Source organism: Stenotrophomonas sp. GL_111 (assembly GCF_057835245.1).
The window spans coordinates 1906038-1922291 of sequence record NZ_CM174421.1 but is presented as its reverse complement, the minus strand read 5'-3'; the positions used below and the strand labels follow the sequence as shown (position 1 = coordinate 1922291).

Annotated in this window: 17 protein-coding genes; 1 reads left to right on the top strand and 16 read right to left on the bottom strand. The window is 68.9% G+C overall.

Annotated elements, in window-relative coordinates; genetic code table 11:
* Nucleotides 1–22 precede the first annotated feature (22 nt).
* From AC3IPM_RS08905 to hisS, 15 genes are all read right to left on the bottom strand, one after another.
* On the bottom strand, nucleotides 23–757 hold the full coding sequence (locus AC3IPM_RS08905) for a copper homeostasis protein CutC (protein WP_489303581.1): 735 nt from the start codon (nucleotides 755–757) through the stop codon (nucleotides 23–25).
* Nucleotides 754–1752 carry a glycosylasparaginase gene (locus AC3IPM_RS08900; protein ID WP_489303580.1) on the bottom strand — a complete coding sequence of 333 codons (999 nt, stop codon included), beginning with the start codon at nucleotides 1750–1752 and terminating at the stop codon, nucleotides 754–756. Before AC3IPM_RS08900 ends, AC3IPM_RS08905 begins: the two co-directional genes overlap by 4 nt.
* 55 nt (nucleotides 1753–1807) lie before the next feature.
* Entirely contained in the window at nucleotides 1808–2869 is a 1062-nt protein-coding gene (locus tag AC3IPM_RS08895; protein ID WP_489303579.1) for a glucokinase, read from the bottom strand.
* Nucleotides 2870–2989: 120 nt separating this feature from the next.
* A complete protein-coding gene (locus AC3IPM_RS08890) occupies nucleotides 2990–4588 on the bottom strand; it encodes a calcineurin-like phosphoesterase C-terminal domain-containing protein (protein WP_489303578.1) in 1599 nt (532 codons plus the stop codon).
* Nucleotides 4589–4682: 94 nt separating this feature from the next.
* Entirely contained in the window at nucleotides 4683–5306 is a 624-nt protein-coding gene (gene hisIE, locus AC3IPM_RS08885; RefSeq protein WP_489303577.1) for a bifunctional phosphoribosyl-AMP cyclohydrolase/phosphoribosyl-ATP diphosphatase HisIE, read from the bottom strand.
* On the bottom strand, nucleotides 5296–6072 hold the full coding sequence (hisF, locus tag AC3IPM_RS08880; protein WP_489303576.1) for an imidazole glycerol phosphate synthase subunit HisF: 777 nt from the start codon (nucleotides 6070–6072) through the stop codon (nucleotides 5296–5298). Before hisF ends, hisIE begins: the two co-directional genes overlap by 11 nt.
* Entirely contained in the window at nucleotides 6066–6800 is a 735-nt protein-coding gene (gene hisA / locus AC3IPM_RS08875; RefSeq protein ID WP_489303575.1) for a 1-(5-phosphoribosyl)-5-[(5-phosphoribosylamino)methylideneamino]imidazole-4-carboxamide isomerase, read from the bottom strand. The genes hisF and hisA overlap by 7 nt, the downstream gene beginning before the upstream one ends.
* Nucleotides 6797–7399, bottom strand: coding sequence for an imidazole glycerol phosphate synthase subunit HisH (hisH, locus tag AC3IPM_RS08870; RefSeq protein WP_489303574.1), 603 nt, complete (start codon nucleotides 7397–7399; stop codon nucleotides 6797–6799). Before hisH ends, hisA begins: the two co-directional genes overlap by 4 nt.
* Entirely contained in the window at nucleotides 7396–8469 is a 1074-nt protein-coding gene (hisB, locus tag AC3IPM_RS08865; protein WP_489303573.1) for a bifunctional histidinol-phosphatase/imidazoleglycerol-phosphate dehydratase HisB, read from the bottom strand. The genes hisH and hisB overlap by 4 nt, the downstream gene beginning before the upstream one ends.
* Entirely contained in the window at nucleotides 8466–9557 is a 1092-nt protein-coding gene (gene hisC, locus AC3IPM_RS08860; protein WP_489303572.1) for a histidinol-phosphate transaminase, read from the bottom strand. The genes hisB and hisC overlap by 4 nt, the downstream gene beginning before the upstream one ends.
* Nucleotides 9554–10849 (bottom strand): histidinol dehydrogenase, encoded by a 1296-nt coding sequence (hisD, locus tag AC3IPM_RS08855; protein WP_489303571.1) that lies wholly within the window; start codon nucleotides 10847–10849, stop codon nucleotides 9554–9556. Before hisD ends, hisC begins: the two co-directional genes overlap by 4 nt.
* A complete protein-coding gene (gene hisG, locus AC3IPM_RS08850) occupies nucleotides 10846–11754 on the bottom strand; it encodes an ATP phosphoribosyltransferase (RefSeq protein WP_489303570.1) in 909 nt (302 codons plus the stop codon). The genes hisD and hisG overlap by 4 nt, the downstream gene beginning before the upstream one ends.
* Nucleotides 11755–11766: 12 nt before the next feature.
* Nucleotides 11767–12093: a YerC/YecD family TrpR-related protein gene (locus AC3IPM_RS08845; protein WP_489303569.1), complete on the bottom strand. Its 327-nt coding sequence runs from the start codon at nucleotides 12091–12093 to the stop codon at nucleotides 11767–11769.
* 175 nt (nucleotides 12094–12268) lie between these two features.
* Nucleotides 12269–12604 (bottom strand): hypothetical protein, encoded by a 336-nt coding sequence (locus tag AC3IPM_RS08840; protein WP_489303568.1) that lies wholly within the window; start codon nucleotides 12602–12604, stop codon nucleotides 12269–12271.
* Nucleotides 12601–13998, bottom strand: coding sequence for a histidine--tRNA ligase (gene hisS, locus AC3IPM_RS08835; protein ID WP_489303567.1), 1398 nt, complete (start codon nucleotides 13996–13998; stop codon nucleotides 12601–12603). Before hisS ends, AC3IPM_RS08840 begins: the two co-directional genes overlap by 4 nt.
* Before the next feature lie 143 nt (nucleotides 13999–14141).
* Here hisS and AC3IPM_RS08830 point away from each other — a divergent pair, with 143 nt between their 5' ends.
* Entirely contained in the window at nucleotides 14142–14897 is a 756-nt protein-coding gene (locus tag AC3IPM_RS08830; RefSeq protein WP_489303566.1) for a Crp/Fnr family transcriptional regulator, read from the top strand.
* A gap of 23 nt (nucleotides 14898–14920) precedes the next feature.
* Here the strand turns inward: AC3IPM_RS08830 and thrC are convergent, their stop codons facing one another.
* Nucleotides 14921–16216, bottom strand: a complete 1296-nt coding sequence (gene thrC, locus AC3IPM_RS08825) for a threonine synthase (protein ID WP_489303565.1) — start codon at nucleotides 16214–16216, stop codon at nucleotides 14921–14923.
* Between the last annotated feature and the right edge of the window lie 38 nt (nucleotides 16217–16254).

The window sequence follows — 16254 nt, the reverse complement described above, 5'->3', positions numbered from 1 at the left end:
CGTTTTTTGTTCTGCGGGATTGTCAGCGGTCCAGCGCGGCGCGCAGCGCGGCGACTTCGTCGACGCCGGTGGCGATCCAATCCGGCGACAGCCCGGTCAGGGCCGGGTTGTGGTGGCGCATGGCCGAACGCCGTGGCGCCTTGGCCGAAGCATGCAGTTCGCGGCAACCGGTGCGCGCAGCGACCGTGGCGATGTTGCCTGCGCTGAGCCCTGCCCCGGCCATCACGCCGATGCGCCCTGCCCCCTGCGCCACCAACGCTGCCAGCACGCCTGCACCGGCCTCGGCACTGCCGTGCCCCCCTGAACTCAGCACGCGCGCGCAACCTAGCGTCACTACCTGCTCCAGCGCCGCAGGCAGGTCACGCGCCGCATCGAAGGCGCGATGGAAGGTCACGTCCAGTGGGCCGGCGGTGGCCACCAGTTGCCGGCACAGGGTCATGTCGATGCCGCCATCGGCATCCAATGCACCGATCACCACGCCATCGCAACCGAGTCGCCGGCAGTTCTCGATGTCGCGCAGCATGATGTCGGCTTCCGCGGCGTCATACAGGAAGTCGCCGGGACGCGGGCGGATCAGTACATACAGCGGAATCCGCAACTGCTCGCGGGCCAGCGCGATGCTGCCGAACGACGGCGTGGCGCCGCCCTCGGCCAGGTTGTCGAACAACTCGATGCGGTCGGCACCGCCCTGCTGCGCGGCCAAGGCGGAGGCCACCGAATTGGAGGCGATTTCCAGCAACCGGCGCGGCGTGCTCATACCTGCTCGCTGGTATAGACCGACTGCGAATCGCGCAGCAGATCCTGGCGTTCGGCGTCGCACACCGCATAGACGAAGCCACGGTGCAGCGCATACGCCCCCACTTCACCGCTGCGCGACAGCGCCAGGAAGCACACCTGCAGGGTCTTGCTGGCCTCCGGGCGCTTGCGCACCACCCGCGCGATCGCTTCGCGGCAGGCCTGCGCCGGGCTGCGGCCCTGGCGCATCAATTCCACCACCAGGAAGGAGGCGGCGTTGCGGATCATTTCTTCACCCACTCCCGATGCCGTCGCTGCGCCGACCTCGTTGTCGACATACAACCCGGCCCCGATGATCGGGCTGTCGCCCACCCGGCCATGCAGCTTCCAGGCCATGCCACTGGTGGTGCAGGCACCGGCCAGCTGGCCCTGGGCGTCCAGAGCGAGCATGCCGAGGGTGTCGTGGTTGCTGCTGTCACCGGGCCGGGTGCGGCGTTCGGCATTGATCTCGGGCGTGTACTGCGCGGTCTTCAGCCAGTCGCGCCAGGCCTTCTCCGCTTCCGGGGTCAGCAGCTTTTCCCGCGCGAAGCCCTGCTGCAGCGCGAACTGCTGCGCGCCCTCGCCCACCAGCATCACGTGCGGGGTCTGCTCCATCACTTTGCGGGCCACTGAAACCGGATGCAGGATGTCGGTCAGGGCCGCCACCGAGCCGCAGCGGCCATCACCGGCCATGATGCTGGCGTCCAGGCTGAGCACACCGTCGCGATCAGGATTGCCGCAACGCCCCACCGTGGGATTGCACAGCTCGCTTTCCGCCCAGCGCGCGCCGGCCTCCACCGCATCCAGGGCGCTGCCGCCGGTGCCGAGCACTTTCCACGCCGCCTGGTTGGCGGCCACCCCGAAGTCCCAGGTCGATACCACGCGCGCGCCTGCGGCGGCCTTGGCCTGCACGCGGGGAAACGCCATCACACCTGCGGCCAGTGCACCGGCCTGCAGGAACTGTCTGCGATCCGTCATCCGATTCCCTCCCAGCAATGGTCAATGCCGCACCCGGTAGCCCGGATGCGGTTGTTCACGCAGCGGCGCGTGCGCCCTGCCCGGCATGCCAGACCGCCGCGCCGATCACGCCCAGCTCGCCATGGTCCACCCGCCACACCGGCACCTGCCGCAGCACTTCGCGCATCACGCCCTTGTCGAGGAAGCGGGCCTGGAAGCGACCATCGTGCAGGAAGCGCTCGATCCGCGAAGAAATTCCGCCGGCCAGATAGACCGAACGCGCACCGAAGGTGGTCGCCAGGTCGCCGGCCAGGCTGCCCAGCCAGGCGCAGAAGACCTCCAGCGTTTCCACCGCCAGTGCATCCTCGCCCGCATGCGCGGCGGCGATCAGCGCCTCGGTGCTCTGCCAACGCGGCGTACTGCCGCGCAGCTCGCACAGGCAGGGGTACAAGTTCATCAGGCCACTGCCGGACAGGATGCGTTCGCTGTCCACGTGTGCCCAGCGCTGCAGCATCTGCTGCAGCACTTGTAGTTCCAACGCGTTGCCGGCGGTGAGCGCGGCATGCCCGGCCTCGCTGGCCAGCACCGGACGCGGGCCGCCTTCGAAACGCAGTGCCGCGCCCAGGCCGGTGCCCGGGCCAAGCACCAGCGCCGGCCAGCGCAGGCCTTCGCCCGGCGCGCCGTTCAAGCCATGCAGCGTCTCGGCCTGCACGAAGGGAATGGCATAGGCCACCGCCTCGAAATCATTGATCAAGGCCAGCGACGCCAGCCCGGCGCCGCGCCGGGTCGCCTGTACCGACACCGGCCAGGCCAGGTTGGTGTTGACCAGGTGGTCGCCATCGAGCAGGCCGGCAATGGCCACTACCGCGGTGTCGGCAGGCGTGGCCAGCGTCGCGGCGAAATCGGCCAGGATCGCGGCCAGGCTGGGGTAGTCGGCGCAGGCATAGCGGCGCAGGCCGCTAAGCTGCGGTGCCTGGCCGGCACGCACCGTCGCATGCGCCACGCGCGCGAAGGTGCCACCGACATCGGCCACGATCAGCGCTTCAACCGGTGCATCCGGGCGGAAGGACGACGCGGGAGACGCGTCGGAAGGGTCCGGAACAGAATCCGGAAACGGTGCCGCAACGCTCACTCGCATGCCTTGGCTTGAAACGATTCAATCGACTGGATTCTCGGCGATCGGCCGGCCTTTGCAAAGCAGGCGATGCCGTACAGGGGTGTATTGGCGGATCGCATCACAGCCCCTGCCGGCACGCCATCACGGCTTGCCGACCTGCAACCGGTAGGTGGTGCTGGCGGTGGCGGTCGGGCCATCGCCGTGCACCGCGCGCACTTCCACCTTGTGTTCGCCGGCATCCAGGTCGGTCGGCAGCGCGCCGCGCCACAGGTGCGGCGACGGCGTGGCCTCCGGCGAGCGGTCGTAGCCGCGCAGGCGCTCGGCGGTGTCGTCGGCGACGTTCTCCACCAGCAGACGCGGATCGGGCTGCTCGACCCGCTTCATGCGCTGCCACGCGCCGCCATCGACGCGGTACTCGACCAGCGTATCGGCCTGGCCCATGAACACATTGGCGTAGATGCCCCAGGCCGGGTACGCGCCCTTGCGCAGTACCTGCGGCGCATGCAGGCCGATCTGGTAGTCATCCGGGGCGCGGGCCACGTGGTAGGTCAGCGCGTAGTCGCCGCCGGGCTTGACCGCCAGCACCGCGTAGCCGTTCGGGGTGCCATCGCTCATGGTCGCATCCGGAATGCCGTTGCTGTCCTTCACCCCGGACCAGAACGCACCACAGGCCGCACCGACGTTGTACTCGTGCAGCGGCTTGCTGCCCTGCCAGCCCTCGGCGGCGCCGTGGTAGTAGTGCTGCTGGGTGTGGCTGTGGCCGCTGAGCACCAAGACGTTGGGGAAGTCCTTGAGCAGCGCGAACAGACGTGTGCGGTCGGCACGGCGGAAGGTTTCGCGGCCGGGCGCGGCGTCGAACAACGGGATGTGCATGCCCAGCACGACCAGGCGGTCGCGCGGCAGGCCCTTCAGGTAGCTGCCGAGGAAGGTGAACTGGTCCGTGCGCAGGCCGCCGACGTACTTCGGCGTGGCCTTCGGGTCGTAGACCACGTCATCCAGGAACACGAAGCTGGCCCCGCCCTCCTCCACCGCATAGGTATCCGGGCCGTACTCGGCGCGCCAGCTGTCCAGCGAATGCGCGTCGTTGGCCGCGTCCATGTCCAGGTCGTGGTTGCCCGGTACGTGGAACCACGGCACCTGCAGCTGCGCGGTGACCTTGTTGATCGCCGGGTACAGGCTCAGGTCGTCATTGACAATGTCGCCCAGGGTGGTGCCCAGTCGCGCCGGGTGCTTGCCGATGATCGGCTCGACGATGGCCCGCTGGTAGTAGCTGATGTCCTGCTTGCTGGCGGTCTGCGAATCGCTGAACACCAGCATCTCGAAGCCGGCACGGGCCGCATCGGTGCCCTTGGCCGGCTCCAGCGCGAAGTCCCAGTTGCGGGTGTTGCCACCGGTGGCGCGGATGCCGTCGTACTTCAGTCGCGGCGAGCCCTGCGGCGCGTAGTGGCGCCAGAAACCGGGCAGACCGTTCGCCGCGGCCGGGAAGCGGTATTCGTCGGGCTTGATCACGAAAACCGTCTGGCCCTCGCGCACCGGCAGCGCATAGCTGCCATCGGCGGCGGTGCGCACGATCTGCTCACCATTGGAGACCTGTACCCCCGCCAGCCCCGGGTCGGTCGGGCCGCGCCCGGGCTTGCCGTCGCGCTCCTGGTAGACCTTGCCGGTCACGGTGACCTCGGCGGCCAGGGCAGGCGTGGACATCAACAGCAGGCAGGCCAGCCAGGCAGCATTACGGGTCATCGGCGAAGTCCGTTCGGGGGGTGGGGGATTGTAGAGCCGTGCATCATCGCCTGCACCGCGTTGCAGACCCGTTAAACGCAACGCTCGGCAACACTCAACCGGCGTGCCGGGCCGCCAGTACCGCCACCGCGTCATGCAGTGACAGCCCACGCGCGCGCAGCAGCACGGTGAGGTGGAACAGCAGGTCGGCCGATTCGCCCAGCAGCGCGGCATCGTCCTGCACCACCCCGGCCAATGCCGTCTCCACGCCTTCCTCGCCCACTTTCTGTGCGATCCGCCGCGTGCCCGCCTCGAACAGCGTGGTGGTGTAGCTGCCGGCAGGGCGCTGCTGCTCGCGATCGTGCACCAGCGCATCCAGCCGCCCCAGGAAGTTGCCCGGCGCCTGCGGGAAGCAGCTCGCGCTGCCGGTGTGGCAGGTCGGTCCGGCCGGGCGGGCACTGACCAGCAAGGTGTCGCGGTCGCAATCCACGCGCACCGCCACCACCGACAGCACGTTCCCCGACGATTCTCCCTTTGTCCACAGCCGCTGTTTGCTGCGGCTGTAGAACGTCATGTGGCCGGTGGCCAGGGTGATCTCCAGCGATTCCGCGCTGGCGTAGCCGAGCATCAACACCGCCAGGCTGTCGGCATCCTGCACCACCACCGGCAACAGGCCGTCGCCCTTGGTCCAATCCAGGCCATCCAGCGCCTCGCGCGACGGCAGTACTTCAATAGACATCTCGAACCTCGATCTGCTGCGCGCGCAGGAACTGCTTGAGCGCGGGAATGGCGATGGCGCCACTGTGGAAAACGCTGGCGGCCAGTGCGCCGTCGACATCGGCCTGGTCGAACACATCGGCGAAGTGCTGCATCTCGCCCGCGCCGCCGGAGGCGATCAGCGGCACCTGGCACAGCGCGCGCGCCTGGCGCAGCTGGGCCACGTCATAGCCGCGGCGCACGCCATCGCTGTCCATGCAGTTCAGCACGATCTCACCGGCACCGCGGCGCTGGGCCTCCACCAGCCAGTCCAGCGTGCGCACCGGCACGGCCTGGGTCTTGTCCGGGTCGCCGCTGAAGCGCCGCACCCGCCACTGTCCATCGGCTTCACGCACCGAATCGATGCCGACCACCACGCACTGCACGCCGAACGCATCGGCGAGTTCCTCGATCAGTTCCGGCCGGCCCAGCGCCGGCGAGTTGATCGAAATCTTGTCGGCCCCGGCATACAGCACGCGGCGCGCGGTCTCGACATCACTGATACCGCCGGCCACGCAGAACGGAATATCGATCAGCCGTGCGATCCGCTCGATCCAGCCCACGTCCACCGCGCGGCCTTCCGGGCTGGCACCGATGTCGTAGAACACCAGTTCGTCGGCGCCCTGGTCGCGGTAGCGCAGCGCCAGCTCGGCGATGTCGCCCATATCGACGTGATCGCGGAAACGCACACCTTTGACCACACGGCCATCGCGCACATCCAGGCAGGGAATCAGTCGTCGGCTCAACATGCGAGCGCGCCTTCCAGGGTCATGCGCCCTTCCAGCAGCGCCTTGCCGAGGATCGCCCCGCCACACCCCACCGCCTTGGCCTCGGCCACGTCGGCAGCACTGCGCATGCCGCCGGAGGCCTGTACCGCCACGCCGGGCAGCAGCGCGGCCAGATGTTGATACAGGCCGATGTTGGGCCCGGACAGCATGCCGTCGCGGGCGATGTCGGTGCACAGCAGGTGCCGCATGCCGGCTTCGGCAAAGCGCGTGGCCAGTACGTCGAGGGTGTCCTCGGCGGTCTCGGTCCAGCCATGCACCGGTAGCAGCCAGCGGCCGTCGTCGGCCTGGCGCGCATCCAGTGCGATGGTCAACCGTTCGGGGCCGAACTCGGCCAGCCAGCCGATCACCGTCGCCGGCGCACGCACCGACACCGAACCGACCACCACGCGCGAGGCGCCCGCGTCGAGAATGCGCGCGACGTCATCGCGGCTGCGCACGCCGCCGCCGGTCTGCACCTGCAGGCCACTGTCAGCGGCAATCGCGGCCAGCAGCGGGGCCAGCGTGTAGCCGCCGGCACGTGCGGCGTCCAGGTCGACCAGGTGCATCCAGCGTGCCCCGCCCGCGGCAAAGGCACAGGCACGCGGCAACGGGTCGTCGCCATAGGTGGTCTGCTGGTCATAGTCGCCCTGCAGCAGGCGCACCACGCGGCCCTCGCGGATGTCCAGCGCGGGATAGACAGTGAAACTCATGTGGGTTCGGTCTCGAGGAAGTTGCGCAGCATGCGCGCGCCGGTGGCGGCCGAGCGCTCCGGGTGGAACTGCGCGCCGCTGTGCAGCCCGCGTTGGACCACCGCCGCGAACAGGCCGCCGTGGTCACAGGCGGCCACGGTGTGCTCGCCCAGCGGGGCGGCATAGCTGTGGACGAAATAGGCACTGGAACGCTCGCGCACCCCGTCCAACAGGGGCGATTCGCGCAGGGGCAGCAGCCGGTTCCAGCCCATGTGCGGTACCCGGATGCCCGTGGCCGGGTGCAGATGGCGGACGACGCCGGGCATCAGCCCCAGGCATTCCACATGCCCTTCTTCGGAGCCTTCAAACAGCAGCTGCATGCCCAGGCAGATGCCCAGCAGCGGCACCTGCAGTGCACGCAGCGGTTCCACCAGGCCCTGCGCATGCAGGCGCGCCATCCCGTGCGGTGCAGCGCCCACCCCGGGCAGGATCACCCGCGCTGCGCCCTGCAGGCCGTGCGCGTCGCGCACCAGCCGCACCGTGGCCCCCAGGCGCTCCAGCGCATAGCGCACCGAGCCCAGGTTGGCGCCACCGGCATCGATCAACGCAACCTCGGTCACAGCGCCCCCTTGGTGCTCGGCAGCGCGGTGCCCTGCCGCGGCAGTGCCTGGCGCAACGCACGCGCCAGCGCCTTGAAGCAGGCTTCCACCTTGTGGTGGTCGTTGTCGCCCCGCACGCTCAGGTGCAGGTTGAGCCCGGCCGCGTCGCACAGCGAACGGAAGAAATGCGGCACCAGTTCGGTCGGCATATCGCCCACGCGCTCGCGCTTGAACTCCCCCTCGAATACAAAATACGGGCGCCCGCTGAAGTCCAGCGCCGCGCTGGCCAGGGTCTCGTCCATCGGCAGGGTGAAGCCATAGCGGCCGATCCCGCGCTTGTCGCCGAGCGCCTCGCGCAGCGCCTGGCCCAGGGCCAGGCCGGTGTCTTCAATGGTGTGGTGTTCGTCGATGTGCAGGTCGCCCTCGGCCTGTACCTGCAACGCGAAACCGCCGTGCTTGCCGATCTGCTCCAGCATGTGGTCGAAGAACGGCAGCCCGGTGTGGGTCTGTGGCTCGGCGGTGCGGTCCAGGTCGACCTCGACGCGGATCCGGGTTTCCTTGGTATTGCGCTGTACGACGGCGCGGCGTGGCGCATCGGCCAGCTCATGCGCGATCGTGTTCCAGTCCCACTCGCCACCGAACTGTTCGGTGCGCAACTGGAAGCCGCGGATGTTCATGTTTTCGGCGAACTGGATATCCGTGATGCGGTCACCCACCATCGCCGAGCGCGCCCAGTCGATGCTGCGGTCCTGCAGGTACGGCAGCAGCATGCCGATGCCCGGCTTGCGGGTCGGCGCGTTGTCGTGCGGCCACGTGCCATCGATGAGCACGTCACGGAACACGATGCCCTGGCTGGCGAATATCTGCAGCATCAGATCGTTGGGGCCATCGAAGCTGGCCTGCGGGTAGCCCGCGCTGCCCAGCCCGTCCTGGTTGCTGACGATCACGAACTGGTAGCCGGCGTCGCGCAGTTTGAGCATGGCCGGAATGACGTCGCGCACGAAGCGGACCTTCTCGTAGGCATCGATCTGGAAATCGGCCGGCTCTTCGATCAGGGTGCCGTCGCGGTCCACGAACAGGATGGGGGTCATGCTGCGGCCCTCCGCTTGGCCAACGCACTGAGCACGCGGTCGTTCTCCAGGCTGGAGCCGATACTGATGCGCAGTGCGTCGTGCAGCTGCGGCGCGGCGCGCTGGTCACGCACCACCACCCCGGCATCGAGCAGTGCCTCGAAGGCCTGCTGCGCATCCTCGAAACGCACCAGCAGGTAGTTGCCCTGCGAGGGGTATACCCGCACCACGCCGGGCAAGGCCTCCAGCCCACGCTGCAGGCGGCTGCGTTCGGACTTGATCCGCTCCACGCGCTCAGCGGTCAGCTGCAGGCAGCCGTCGGCCAACCCGGCCAGGGCCAGTTCCGCGCACGGGCCGGGCACCGGATACGGGGCCTGGCAGCGGCGCAGCAGCTGGATCAACGCCGGATCGGCGATCAGGCTGCCAATCCGCGCCGCCGCCAACGCATGCGCCTTGGACAGCGTCCGCAGCACGGCGATGTTGTCGTAGCGGTCCAGCAAGGAGATGGCCGAACCCTGCTCGGCGTACTCGGCATAGGCCTCGTCCACCACCACCAGTGCCCTGCCCCGCAGCGCCGTTGCCACGTGTTCGATATCCGCCAGCGTCACCACACTGCCGGCCGGATTGGACGGCGAGCACAGGAACACCAGCTTGGCATCGCCGTCCAGCGCAGTGCGGATCACCGCCTCGATATCCACGCTGAAGCTGTGGCCGTCATCGTGCAGCGGCACTTCCAGCAGCGGGGCGTTCTGCAGGCGGGCACATACCGCGTACATGCCGAACACCGGCGGGGTCACCAACACCGCATCACAGGCCGGCACGCACAACGCACGCACCAGCAGGTCGATCGCCTCGTCACTGCCACGGCCGATCAGCAACTGGTCCGGCGCACAGCCGTACAGCGTGACCAGCCGCGCACGCAGCGCCAAGGGCTGCGGCTCGGGATAGCGTCGGGCGCGGCCCTCGCTATCGGCCGGGTTGGCCCAAGCCGATTCGTTGGCGTTCAACCACACATCGCCGACCAGCGCGCTGCTGCGCGCCGAAGAGTAGCCGGCGAACGCCTGCAGGTCCGGGCGCACCAGCGACAGCACGGAGGGGGGCGCGCTCATGCCGCCGTCTCCATGCGCAGTGCCACCGCATTCTCGTGCGCGTCCAGGCCTTCGGCCCGGGCCAGCACACGCGCGCAGTGGCCAATCGCCGCGATGCCCTGCGCGGTGGCCGACTGCACGCTGATCAGATTCTGGAAACTGGCCACGCTGACCCCGCTGTAGGCACGCGCGGCGCCGGCGGTGGGCAGCACGTGGTTGGTGCCGCTGCAATAGTCACCCAATGCCTCGGGGGTGTAGTCGCCGAGGAACACCGAGCCGGCCGCTTCCACCTGGTCGAGCCAGTCGCGCGGTTGCCGCAGCGCCAGGATCAGGTGTTCGGGCGCGTAGCGGTTGCTGATCTGGAACGCCTGCTGCAGTGAGTCGACCTGGATCAAGCGCGACGAGGCCAGCGCCTGGGTGGCGATGTCGGCGCGCGACAACCGCGCCAGCTGTGCCTGCACCTGCAGCTCCACCTGTTCGACCATCGCGGCATCGTCGCTGAGCAGCAGCACCTGCGAATCCGGGCCGTGTTCGGCCTGCGAGAGCAGGTCCGCGGCGACAAAGGCCGGGTTGGCCCCGGCATCGGCGATCACCAGCACTTCGGACGGCCCGGCCGGCATGTCGATGGCGGCCGCACCGTCCTGCGCCACCTGCTGCTTGGCTTCGGTGACATAACTGTTGCCCGGCCCGTACAGCTTGTCGCAGGCCGGTACGCTGTCGGTGCCATAGGCCATCGCGGCAATCGCCTGCGCGCCGCCGAGCTTGAACACCCGGTGCACGCCGGTCAGCCGCGCGGCCACCAGCACCGCCGGATCGGCGCTGCCGTCCTTGCGTGGCGGCGTGCACAACACCACTTCACGGCAGCCCGCCAACTGCGCCGGCACACCCAGCATCAGCGCGGTCGAGGGCAACGGCGCGCTCCCGGCCGGCACATACAACCCGACCCGGCCGATCGGCCGCACCACGCGCTCGCAGTGCACGCCCGGCGCGGTCTCCACCGCATAGCCCTGGCTCATCCCGGCCTGGTGGAAGACGCGGATGCGTGCGGCCGCATCCACCATCGCCTGGCGCAGCTCGGCGGATACCTGCTGCTCGGCGGCGTCGAATTCGGCCTCGCTGACTTCAAATGCCTCCGGGGCCACGCCGTCGAAGCGCAGGCTGATCGCACGCAACGCGGCATCGCCGTCGGCACGCACCGCCGCGATCAGGGCCGCCACCGATTCACGGGTACGCACCGCCACGGCCTGGACCGGGCGTTGCAGGGCCTGCGCCTGGGCGCCGGCATCCAACTGGGACCACTGCAGACGATTCATGCCAGCGAACGCTCCACGCTCAACACCATCAACCCCTGGGCGCCTGCGCGCTCCAGCTCCTCCAGCCGCTGCCAGGTCAACGCACCGTGGCACATGGTCTGCAAACGCAGACGGCCGCCGTCATCGGGCAGCTGCACCAGCGGATCGGCGTCGGGCAGCAGGCGGCTCAGCTCGGACACGCGGTCCCGCTCGGCGCGGAACATCAGCAGCTTGCTGTCCTGCACCTTCACCGCATCCAGGCGCCGCAGCAGCATCGCCATCAGCCCGGCACGGGCGTCATCGGGCATGCGCACCGGCCCGGCCAGCACCGCCTCGCTTTCCAGCAGGGTCTCCACCGGCTTGAGCTGGTTGGCCGCCAGCGTGGCACCGCTGGAGACCAGGTCGCAGATCAGGTCGGCAGTGCCCAGCCGGGGCGCGATCTCCACCGAGCCGGACAACTCCACCACCTGCGCACTGACACCGCGTGCGGCCAGCCAGTCGGCCAGGATCGCCGGGTAGCTGGTGGCGATGCGCATGCCCGCCAGTTGTTCCACGCCGGTCCAGGTCCACTCCTCCGGCACCGCCAGCATCAGCCGGCACTGGCCGAAGTTGAGCCCGCGCAGAGCCTGGTAGGCATCGGGCAGGCCGATCCGACGGCGCGCCGCGCCCTGCTCGTCCAGCTCATTGCGGCCGACGATCCCGAAGTCGCACACGCCATCGGCGATCAGCCCCGGGATGTCGTCATCGCGGACCAGCAGCAGGTCCACCGGCAGTGATTCGCCATAGCAGAACAGCTTGTCGCGGCTCTGCCGCCAGCTCAGCCCGCAAGCGGTGAGCAGGCTGCGCGCCGGCTCGGCCAGCCGCCCGTTCTTCTGGATGGCGATACGCAGCCGGTCGCGTGCCGGGGCGGTCTGGGTTGCACTCATGGGGGCGGGTCTCTACTCGGATTCGGGGGGCGTGGGCGTTGCGGTCGCGCTGACGGCGGCGGCATAGCCGCCGTGGCCGTGATCCAGCGAGCGCGCCACACGGCCGGTGGTGGTCACGCTGACACCGGTCAATTCGTGGATCTCGCGGTACGGCACGCCCTGCTGCAGCAGCGGCACCACCTTCCAGCGGTCCGCCAGCGCCTCCAGCTCGGCCGGCGTGCACAGGTCGCGCAGGAAGGCAGTCACCTCGGCCGCGCTGGACAACGCGGCGAAGGCACCGGCCAGGCAGGCTAGGTCGGCCTGGGCATCTTTTTCACGGGGGAGCGGACGTAGTTTCATCGTATCAATGTAATAGCGTGCTAATACATTAGCGCAAACCAGCGGGCAGGGTCAAACCCCGCGGCGAGGTGGAAAGAACCAGTTCAGGCCCCGGAAACGAAAACGCCCGCCAGAAGGCGGGCATTGGGAATCAAGCGGCAGGGCTGTTTGCCTGCGCGCGGGCAGATCGCGCCGTTCAGATGGGGCCAGGGGGAGGCAGCACCGCCCCCGAGGCGCCGGCAGCCACGCAATGCACTTCGGCCCGCGACGCCCCTCTGCGCAGGCATTCGCCGAACAGGCTGCCCTGGCGGCTGGGAATGCGCTCCACAGCTTCCAGCGGCCCCGCCCCCTTCGGGCACGTCTGCCCGGCCAGCGCACGCAGGTCCCCCTCCAGCTGGGCCGGGTCGATCACATGGCAGCGATCGACCACCAGCCGGTAGTGCCCCGGACCGAGCCGCTGGCTGTGCAGCGCAGGGTCGCTGCGGCAGGCAGCCAGCAGGAGCAGCAGCACGGCTGCTCCGGGCCACTTCACGGCATGACCTTGGCCTGCTCCAGTTCGACCTGCAGCGTGCTGGCCAGCTCCTCGCGGGCAACCTCGAACTGCTGCTCGCGCAGCAGGTCCTTGACCGCCACCACGCCGCGCGCCAGCTCGTCTTCACCGGCCAACACCACGAAGCGGATGCCGGCTTTGGCCGCGTACTGGAACTGCTTGCCGATCTTCTTCGGCTCCATCTGCACTTCGGCGTTGATGCCACCGGCGCGCAGGCGACGGGCGATATCCAGCGACTGCGGCAGGCTGGCGTCATCCATCAGCGCCACCAGCGCATGCACGCTGCTGTCCTCGATACCGTCGATCAGGCCGGCTTCGCGCAGCTGCCAGAACAGCCGGGTCAGGCCGATCGAGATGCCCACGCCCGGCAGCTTGGACTTGCTGTAGTGGCTGGCCAGGTCTTCATAGCGGCCACCGGAACAGATCGAGCCGATCTGCGGGTGGTCGGTCAGCGTGGTTTCGTACACGGTGCCGGTGTAGTAATCCAGGCCACGGGCAATCGAGAAGTTCAGGCAGTACGCCGTTTCCGGTACGCCCAGCGCCTTGACCAGCTCCAGCACTTCGCGCAGTTCGGCCACGCCGGTCTTGAGCGTGTCGCTGGCGGCGGTATCGGCAAGCAGCGCGTCCAGCTGTGCCAGCGCATCGGCATGGCTGCTCGAACGCACGGCCACGAAGGCCAGGATGCGCTCGACCTGTTCGGCCGGAATCGCAAAGCCCTCGCCGACCAGCGTTTCGCGCACGTAATCCGGGCCACGCTTGTCCAGCTTGTCCACTTCGCGCAGCACCGCCAGCTGGCGCTCGCCATCGGCCACACCCAGGCTTTCGAAGAAGCCGCGCAGCAGCTTGCGGTTGTTCAACTGCACCGAGAAGTCACCGATGCGCAGTTCGGCAAACACCGCGTGGATGACGGCCAGCACTTCGGCGTCGTAACGCGTGCTCAGCGCGTCCTTGCCGATCACGTCGATGTCGCACTGGTAGAACTCGCGGAAACGGCCGCGCTGGGCGCGCTCGCCGCGGTACACGCGCTGCATCTGGTAGCGACGGAACGGGAACGTCAGGTCGTGTTCGTGTTCGGCCACGTAGCGCGCCAGCGGCACGGTCAGGTCGAAGCGCAGCGCCAGCTCGGGCAGGCTCTTGTCACCGGCTTCGGCGGCATTGGCCAGCGCGCCGGTGGACTGCACGAAATACACCTGGCGCTCGGTCTCGCCGCCGGACTTGGTCAGCAGCACATCGGACAATTCGAACACCGGGGTTTCCACCGGCAGGAACCCGAACCGCTCGTAGTTGCGGCGGATGACGTCCAGCATGCGCTGGAACGCGATCTGCTCGCGCGGCAGCAACTCCATGATGCCGGGCGGCGTACGGGGCTTGATCACTTGCGGGACTCCTGCGGAAACGTGGGGAATGAGCGAGCGGCATATTCTAGCCGCAGCGGGCCGCTTCGGCCCCGCACCTGGTCATTGGACCGGCCGATTGGCCGCATGACGTATCATAAGCAGGCCCCGCTCCCTGGTTCGACATGTCCCGGCCCCACTCCGGCATCGCGCTTTCTGCTGTAGAAGACCCCACCGCGCCGGGCTGCTCGCCGCTGCGCGATTGCCTGCGTTGCTCGGTCCGCCATCTGGCGGTGTGCTCGGCGCTGTCGCCGGACGAGGTGCAGGCACTGGAGCGGGTTACCGTCTCGGTGCCATTGCCACTGGGCGCCACCCTGGCCCGTGCCGGGGAGCCGCGCCAACATGTCTATACCTTGACCGACGGTGCGCTGCGTCTGGTCCGCACCCTGGCCGATGGCCGCCGCCAGATCAGCGGCTTTGTGCTGCCGGGGGACTATCTCGGCCTGAGCGGCAGTGACCACCACCGTTACGACATCGAATCCATCGGCGACAGCCGCGTCTGCCGGGTCAGCCTGACCCAGATGAAAGACCTGCGCGCACGCTTCCCGCACCTGGAACGCAAGCTGCTGCAGCGGGCCTGCCAGGCGCTCGACGATGCCCAGGATGCCGCGCTGGCGCTGGGCCGCCTGCAACCGGCCGAGAAACTGGCCGATTTCCTGCTGCGGCTGGCCGCCCGCGAAGCGCTGCTGGGCGGCAACGGCCTGCGCGTGACGCTGCCGATGGGCCGCGGCGATATCGCCGATCACCTCGGCCTGACCATGGAAACGGTCAGCCGTACCTTCACCAAGCTGCGCCAGCAGGGCCTGATCGCCCTGCCCCACCTGAACACCGTCGAGATCCTCGACGAAGCCGGCCTGCAGCACCTCTCCGGCGACGCCTGATGCGCCACCGGGCTCGCCCGGCACTATCTCCCCTGCAGCAGCACCGCGCGCAGCGCCGCATAGTCCGGCGCACATGGCTCGGCCTGCGCCGGCCGCTGCAGCAGTTCGGCCAACGCCGGCGGCACGTCCAGTGCCTGGCCGATCAAGGGCTCCACTACCGATTCGAACTTGGCCGGATGCGCGGTGGCGGCCACCGCCCAATGCCCCTGTGCGCCCTCGGCGCGCAACCGCTCCAGCAACGTCATCGCCGTGGCCGTGTGCGGGCAGAACACCTCCCCGGCCTGTGACCAGCGTCGGGCGATCAGCTCGCGGATCGCCGCATCGCTTACCGCCTCCACCCGGAAGTCCGCACGCAACGCGGCGTCATTGTCGGCATACAGCCAGCGCAGCCGCTCGAAATTGCTGGGCGCCCCCACGTCCATCGCATTGGCCAGCGTCGCCACGCTGGTACCGGGCTGGTAGTCCGCGCCGTGGAAATAGCGAGGCAGTACATCGTTGGCATTGGTGGCCAAGGCGATCGTGCCCAGCGGCAAGCCCATCGCACGTGCCAGCACCGCCGCCATCGCGTTGCCCAGGTTGCCGGTAGGCACCACCAGGTTCAGCCCCTCGCCGGTGGCGGCATGGTGGCGCAGCGCCGCGTCGGCGTAGTAACTCATCTGCGGCAGCCAACGGCCCAGGCTGATGCTGTTGGCCGAACTCAAGGGCACCTGCGCCTGCAACGCACGGTCGCCGAGCGCCTGCTTGACCATCGCCTGGCAGTCATCGAACGAACCGGCCACGCGCAGCGTGCGGATGTTGTCGCCAAAACAGCCCAGTTGATGTGCCTGGCGCGGCGAGACCCGGCCATCGGGATACAGCACCACCACGCGGATACCCGGCTGGCGATGGAAGGCAGCAGCGACGGCGGCACCGGTATCGCCGGAGGTGGCGACCACAATCGTCAGCTCGCGCGCCTGATCGCGCTGCAACCGGGCCAGGCTGGCGGCAAGGAAGCGCGCACCGAAGTCCTTGAACGCCGCCGTGGGCCCATGGAAAAGCTCCAGCACGTGATCGCCCGGGGTCGACAGCGCGCGCAATGGCACCGGGAAATCGAAGGCCTGCGCGCACAGCGCGTCCAGTGAACCGGCCAGCGCATCGCCGGCAAAATACGGTGCCAGCACGGCGGCCGCATTCGCGGCCAGATCCTGCTGCGCGTGCCAACGTTGCCGCTGCGGGCGCTGCTCGGGGACGTACAGGCCGCCATCGGGAGCGAGCCCGGCGGCGATGGCCTGGCTCAGTGAAACAGCGGGCGCGACATGACGGGTGGAAACGAACTTCATCGAGACATCCTGGCAATGGAAAGGGACCGTGCGCTTTC